This window comes from Aerococcus sp. L_32, from assembly GCF_050689315.1.
Map to the genome: position 1 here is coordinate 1 of NZ_JBOEQF010000957.1, position 711 is coordinate 711.

The window sequence follows — 711 nt, forward strand, 5'->3', positions numbered from 1 at the left end:
CAATATGTCTCGTGAAGAAGCCATGCAAACTAGTTTGAATAAGGGGGCTATTTTAGGTAAATCAGTGACCCTTAAGACAGACTACCTTATTGTCTCACAATCTGATTTAAATAAGCAGAAGAAAACCAGTAAATTTAAAAAAGCTGAAGAATACGCCAACCGTGGCGAAAAAATTAAAATTATTTCGGAAAAAATCTTCAAACAACTCTTGGAAATGGAGTAGGCTTAACGCAACGAGGATGCAAAAAGAGCTGTGACATCCTCACAGCTCTTGATTCAAAAGTTTAGCCTTTGGGTCCATGACGCTGAATAATATCATCGTATTTTTCAACCAGTTCATGACCGTGTTCGGTTGTTTGATAAGCAATCATAGGCATTTGCGGTACTAAATCTTCTTCACTGATTTGATCTTGCACATATTTCACCAACTCATCTTTTTTCATAGAAGAATAGCCCGATAAGCCAGCATTTTTAAGGATTTTTTTCAAAGTCCCGGCATTCACTAAGTACAAAGTTTCCTTGGCTGACATTTGGTAAGCTAGACCTTCTTCAATAAATTTATCCAAGGCATCTAAGGCATGAATGCCGTAAATGTACTCGAAATAGCGAGGGATAGCTGATTCAGTTGAAAAAGTCCCCAAATCAAGACGCCATAATAAAATAATGTGACCAGGTAATAAGCCTTCTTCTGTGCGTACCATATTTCGTTTA

The 711-nt window shown here is 37.4% G+C and carries 1 protein-coding gene and 1 pseudogene; one reads left to right on the plus strand and one right to left on the minus strand.

Annotated elements, in window-relative coordinates; translation table 11 throughout:
- Positions 1-223, plus strand: a pseudogene (locus tag ACRCJ0_RS17595) (exonuclease domain-containing protein); the annotation flags it as partial.
- A 61-nt stretch (positions 224-284) separates the two neighbouring features.
- On the opposite strand, the gene ACRCJ0_RS17600 reads toward ACRCJ0_RS17595, so the two are convergent.
- The coding region (locus ACRCJ0_RS17600) for a hypothetical protein (RefSeq protein WP_431391443.1) at positions 285-711 on the minus strand (427 nt) is incomplete at its 5' end.